The organism is Acidisoma sp. (assembly GCF_035492295.1).
Taxonomy (GTDB): Bacteria; Pseudomonadota; Alphaproteobacteria; order Acetobacterales; family Acetobacteraceae; genus Acidisoma.
The window spans coordinates 1-5,582 of the sequence record NZ_DATJJK010000134.1 but is presented as its reverse complement, the minus strand read 5'-3'; the positions used below and the strand labels follow the sequence as shown (position 1 = coordinate 5,582).

General features: G+C 64.1%; 5 protein-coding genes. All 5 read left to right on the top strand.

The genetic code is table 11. The features are described from left to right. On the top strand, positions 1 to 943 hold a 943-nt coding region (locus VL752_RS09485; RefSeq protein WP_325354498.1), incomplete at its 5' end, for an ABC transporter permease. Continuing rightward, a complete protein-coding gene (locus tag VL752_RS09480) occupies positions 943 to 1,860 on the top strand; it encodes an ABC transporter permease (RefSeq protein WP_325354496.1) in 918 nt (305 codons plus the stop codon). The genes VL752_RS09485 and VL752_RS09480, both read left to right, overlap by 1 nt. Beyond that, complete coding sequence (locus VL752_RS09475) at positions 1,860 to 3,674, top strand: ABC transporter ATP-binding protein (protein WP_325354494.1); 1,815 nt, start codon at positions 1,860 to 1,862, stop codon at positions 3,672 to 3,674. The genes VL752_RS09480 and VL752_RS09475 overlap by 1 nt, the downstream gene beginning before the upstream one ends. Further along, entirely contained in the window at positions 3,608 to 4,951 is a 1,344-nt protein-coding gene (locus VL752_RS09470; protein WP_325354492.1) for a Zn-dependent hydrolase, read from the top strand. The genes VL752_RS09475 and VL752_RS09470 overlap by 67 nt, the downstream gene beginning before the upstream one ends. Continuing rightward, on the top strand, positions 4,948 to 5,582 hold a 635-nt coding region (locus tag VL752_RS09465; RefSeq protein ID WP_408863080.1), incomplete at its 3' end, for a phosphotransferase family protein. The genes VL752_RS09470 and VL752_RS09465, both read left to right, overlap by 4 nt.

Below are 5,582 nucleotides of genomic sequence, written 5' to 3'. Positions count from 1 at the left end.
GCAGGGTGTGATCATCGTGCTGATCGTCTCTTTCGCGATCTTCACGGCCCTGCGTCTGGTGCCGGGCGACCCGGCACGCCTCATCCTGGGGCCGATGGCGAGCGATGCGGTTGTGGAGAAAACGGCCCAAGAAATGGGGCTGAGGGAACCGATTCCTGTGCAGTATGTCCACTGGCTCGGGCAGGTTGTGCACGGCAATCTCGGCACCTCCTTCATCAAGGCGCGGAACGGATCGGAAGTCGCCGGAAGCCGTGACGCCGACGCTCTGGGTGACAAGGCACCGGTGATGGATCTTCTAGCGCAGACCGTGCCGATGACGCTGCAGCTGGCGGCCCTCGCCCTGGTCTTCGCCTTTCTGATTTCGGTGCCGATCGGCATCATCGCGGGACTGAATGCGGGTGGCTGGTTCGACCGCTTCGCGCTCTATCTCGGTTCGGCCTTCGTCTCGATCCCCAATTTCTGGCTTGCCATCGTGCTGGCCCTGGTCGTCACGGCGGAGCTGCAATGGATCCCGTCCATCGGCTACCAGGGCTTTGCTTATACGATCCTCCCGGCTTTCGTCATCGCGATCGAGATGTCGCCCGTCTTCATGCGCAGCCTCAGCATCTCAGTCGCTTCCGCGAAGCAACGGAACTTCGTGCAGCTCGCCGACGTGCGCGGGCTGTCGAAACGGCGAATTCTCTTCCGCCATATCCTGCGCAATGCGGCGGTGCCGGTGCTCAATATCTTCGGCGTGCAGATCGGCGCGCTGCTCGGCGGCGTTCTCATCGTCGAATACATCTTCAACTATCCGGGCGTTGGCCTGCTCACCGTGCAGGCGGTCTTGCAGCGAGATTTCCCGGTGATCCAGGGCGTGGCGCTGCTCTCCGCCTGCCTCTTCGTCGTCATCAACATTCTCGTCGATCTCGTCTCGACGAAGATCGACCCGAGGTTGGATTTCTGATGCCCTCCGAAGCCGCTCTTCCCTCGGCCGCCACATCTGTGAAATCCCGCGGCGAGACCACCGGCCGCCGCATGTGGCGGGCCACCTACCAGCAGTTCGAGTTCAAGCTCGGCCTTTTCTTCCTCATCTTGCTGGTCGGTGCCGCTCTCATCTACCCCGAGCTGACCAACGAATCGCCAACGCGCATGCATATCATGCAGCGTTTCTGGCCTCCGGCTTTCCTGCCCGGTGGCCATTGGAACCATCTCCTTGGCACCGATCAGCTGGGGCGGGATCTTTTCATCCGCTCTCTTATCGGGTTGCAAAATGCGCTGCTCATCAGCGTTTCCGCCGTCATCATCATGTTCGTGGTGGGTGCCATCATCGGCCTCATCGCCGGCTATTACGGCGGCATCGTCGACACTATCCTGATGCGCATCACGGATGCTCAACTCGCCGTGCCGGTCATCATTCTTGCCATTACCATCCTCACCGTGCATCGACCGACGCCCGAAAGCGTCACGCTGGTGCTCGCCCTTTCCGGCTGGCCGGCCTATGCGCGAGTCACGCGCTCGGTCACGCTCGCCGAACGTCAGCGCGAATATGTGCGCGGTGCCAAGATTCTGGGTGCCACGCCGTTGCGAATCATCGTGCAGATGATCTCGCCCAATGTCTTGCCGCCCATCGCCTTCGTCGCCGTTCTCGACATCGCCCGCATGATGATCTTCGAGGCGATCCTCGGCTTCATCGGCATCGGCGTGCAGCCGCCCACCCCCACCTTCGGCAATATCATCGCCGACGGGCGGCAGTATCTCATCAACGCCTGGTGGATCTCCACCATGCCGGGCGCCTTCCTTTTCACGACGCTGCTCGGCATCAATCTCGTCGGCTCCTCCATCGAGCGCGCACGTAACAAGGTTCTGGAGGGCCGTATCTGATGGCGTCCCCGCAATCCGCTACCCTACTCTCAATCCAGGATCTCACGATCGAACTGCCGCAGGGCAGCACCAGCCGGCCGATCCTGTCGCAGATTTCGCTCGACGTGCCGGCCGACGGCGTGCTTGGCATCCTGGGCGAAAGTGGTTCAGGCAAGACCACGCTCGCCAAGGCTATGGTAGGCTGGGTCTCGGAGCCGCTGCGCGTCACCTCCGGCGGGGTGCGCTTCCGCGACCAGGACCTGATGAGCCCGGGTGTTCAGAAGCTGGTGCGGCCGCGCATCGGTTTTATCGGTGCCGACCCCGGCAACGCTTTCGACCCGACGCTGCCGGTGGGCGTGCAGATCGCCGAGAAGCTTCTTGCCGTCAGCCCCGCTACGGATATGGCGGAGGCAAAGAGGCGCGTCGTGGCCCTGCTCGATGCCGTGCGCATCCCCTCCGCCGCACGCCGCTATGCCGAATTCCCCAATCAGTATTCCGGCGGCATGCTGCAGCGCGCGGTCATCGTGGATGCGATGATCAACGACCCCGATCTCCTCGTCTGCGACAACATCATCCAGCCGCTGGACGTGACCGTCGCGGCGCAAATCGTGCGGCTGCTGCGCGAACTCCGCCAGCGAATCAATGCCGGCATCGTCTTCATCTCCACCTCCGTCCCGTCCATCGCCGAGATTTCGGATGAGATGGTGGTGATGGCGGGCGGCCGCATCGTGGAAGGTGGCCGGCCGATGGACGTGATCCGCGCCCCGCGGCACGCGGTGACGAAGGAATTGATCACCCGCACGCCCCGCATCTGGACCGGGGAGGCCGCGCCTGAGCCACAGGCGCGGGAGGCGCAGCCGATCCTGCAGGTGTCCGAAATCACCAAGACCTATCATGTGAAGGATCGCACGCGCTTCTTCGGGCGCCAAAGCGTGCAGGCGGTGCGCGGTGTCAGTTTCGATGTGTTTCAGGGCGACAATTTCGGGCTTGTGGGTGAATCCGGCTGCGGCAAATCCACACTCTCGCGCCTGCTTTCCTGGGTGGAGGAGCCCGACAATGGCGCCATCCTATTCGAAGGCCGCAACATCGCCGAGATGACGGGGCGGGAACGCTTCGCCATGCGCCGCGGCTTTCAGCTACTGCTCCAGGACCCTTATAATTGCCTCCCGCCGCATATGCCTGTGGGCAAGACCATCGGAACGGCGCTGTCCATCCATAGCGTCGGGCGACGCGAAACCGCAGAGCGTGTGCGCGATGCCATGGCGGAGGTGGGCCTTTCTCCGGACGAGCTCCACCGCCTGCCGATCGGCATGAGTGCGGGCCAGCGCCAGCGCGTCAACATTGCCCGCGCCCTGGTTCTGGAGCCCAAGCTGCTGATCCTGGACGAAACGCTCTCCTCCCTCGATCCCGTGGAACAGGGACGCCTGCTCAACCTTTTCGAGCGTCTGCAGGCCAGGCACGGCCTGACCTATCTCTTCATCTCACACGATCTCGCCATGGTGCGGCGTGTCTGCACGCGCATCGCCGTCATGTATCTCGGCAAGATGGTGGAGATTGCGGATACCGGCGGCGTTTTCTACGATCCTGGCCATCCCTACACCAAAGCCTTGCTCTCGGCAGTGCCGACGCTGGACCAGCGCCCCTATCGGACAGAAGACGTGTTGCTGGACGGTGAGCCGCCCAGCCCCATCGACCTGCCGCCCGGCTGCTCGTTCACCGCGCGTTGCCCCGAGGCGATCGCGACCTGCCGTCTGAAGGAACCGTCTCTATGGACTCGTCATCCGGGCCGTCTGGCCGCCTGCCACGTGACCGCGCCGAGCGCGACGGCGGCATGATCGGGGGGATCGAAGCGGATGCGGTAATCGACGCACCGCGCCTGCACGCGCTGATGGCGGCCTTCCAGCCTCATGGCGGGACGCCGGATGGCGGCATGCATCGCCTCACCCTCTCGGCCGAGGATGGCTTGGCGCGGGATCACCTCGCCGCCTGGTGCAAGGAGCAAGGGCTGAGCCTCACGGTCGATTGCATGGGCAATATGATGGCGCTGCTCGAATGGGCGGGGCCGGATGCGCCGGTGGTGATGACCGGCTCGCATCTCGACAGCCAGCCGCGGGGCGGCCGTTTCGACGGCGCTTACGGCGTACTCGCCGCCTGCGAGGCCGTGGAAGCCGTGCGGAAGCATGTGCAGGCCGCCGGCAAGACCCCGCTTTGCAATCTCGCGATCGTCAACTGGACGAATGAGGAAGGGGCGCGCTACCAGCCAAGCTTGCTCGGCAGCGCCGTCTATACAGGGCAGATGACGGCGGAAGATGCGCTGGCGCGCCGCGACGGCGAGGGTATCGCGGTGCGCGATGCGCTCCGCGCCATCGGTTATGACGGTGCCGGCGAATTCCCGAAGCCAGATGCCTACCTCGAACTGCATGTTGAATGCGCCTCCGTGCTCGAACGGCACGGCGAGCGTTTCGGTGTCATCACCCGCCATTGGGGCGCGGTGAAATACCGCCTCGCCTTCATCGGCAAGCAGACCCATACGGGCCCGACACCGATGGCGGACCGGCAGGATGCGCTGCTCGCAGCGGCCCACCTTATCTCCGCCCTCGGCACCTATCCCGGCCACGCCAGCGGCACGCTGCATACGTCCGTCGGCCGCCTGGAGGTCTATCCCAACTCTCCCAACGTCGTGCCGGGCGAGGCCGTGCTCTTTATCGAACTGCGCTCGGCCGATCAGTCGGTGCTCGACTGGGCGGAGGCCGAGATGCTGGCGGCCGCCGACCGCGCCGTGGCCGATATGCGGGTCTCGAAGGAAATCCGCTTCATCGACCGCCGCAATGTCGGCTTCTTCGACGAGAATTTGATTGCCCTTGCAACCGAAGTGGCAGAGGACCTTGGTCTGCCGACCCGGCATCTCGACACGATCGCCGCGCATGACGGCATCTGCATGATACCGGTCTGCCCTTCCCTGGTCTTCAACGTGCCGAGTGTCGGCGGCATCTGCCATCACCCCTCCGAATACACCGCACCGGAGGATATCGAGCTTGGCGCCGAGATCCTGGCCCGTATGTTGCTTCGCCTTTGCGAGGATGGAATTGGTCTCGTGAAAGGCGCTGCATGAGTGGGATTGAGACGGTTGCCGGCGTCCTCGAACGTTCCCCTTGGGGGAAGCGGCGCGGTCTTGTCGTGCGGCCGGGCGTGCCGGCCATCGCCTCGCCCATGTGGCAGGCGGTGGAATGGTCGAACTGGATCGTGACCTCCGAGGAAGGGCCAAAGACACTCTTTCTCAAGATGCTGGAGCCAGACCTTCTTGGCCTGATCGACGCGACCGCCGCCCATGCTGGGGCAGTGGCAGGTGCCGCGGCCGGTGTGGCGCCACTCGTAGAATTTTATTTGCCCGAAGATCGCACCATCGGCTTTGCCTATCTCCCCTCCCCCTGGCGGTCTGCCTGGTTGGACGATCTGCAGAAGCCCGATGTCGTGGCCGGCGCCATCGCCGCTAAGAAGGCTTTTCGCCAAAGCGCTTCTCTGGCGCGGGTATGGGACGTTTTCGCAGAGGCCGATTCCTGGGCCGCGCGGGCAGAGACTAGCGGCACGGCGCTGCCTTCCGACATATCGGCGATTCTCGACGCGGTAAGGGAGGGCGGAAAGGCGATCGCCGCGGCCGGAAAGGACCTCGCCCCCTGTCATAATGACGGTCAGGCGTCCAATCTCCTCCTCGGCCCCGAGGGGCAGGTGTGGCTTTGTGATTT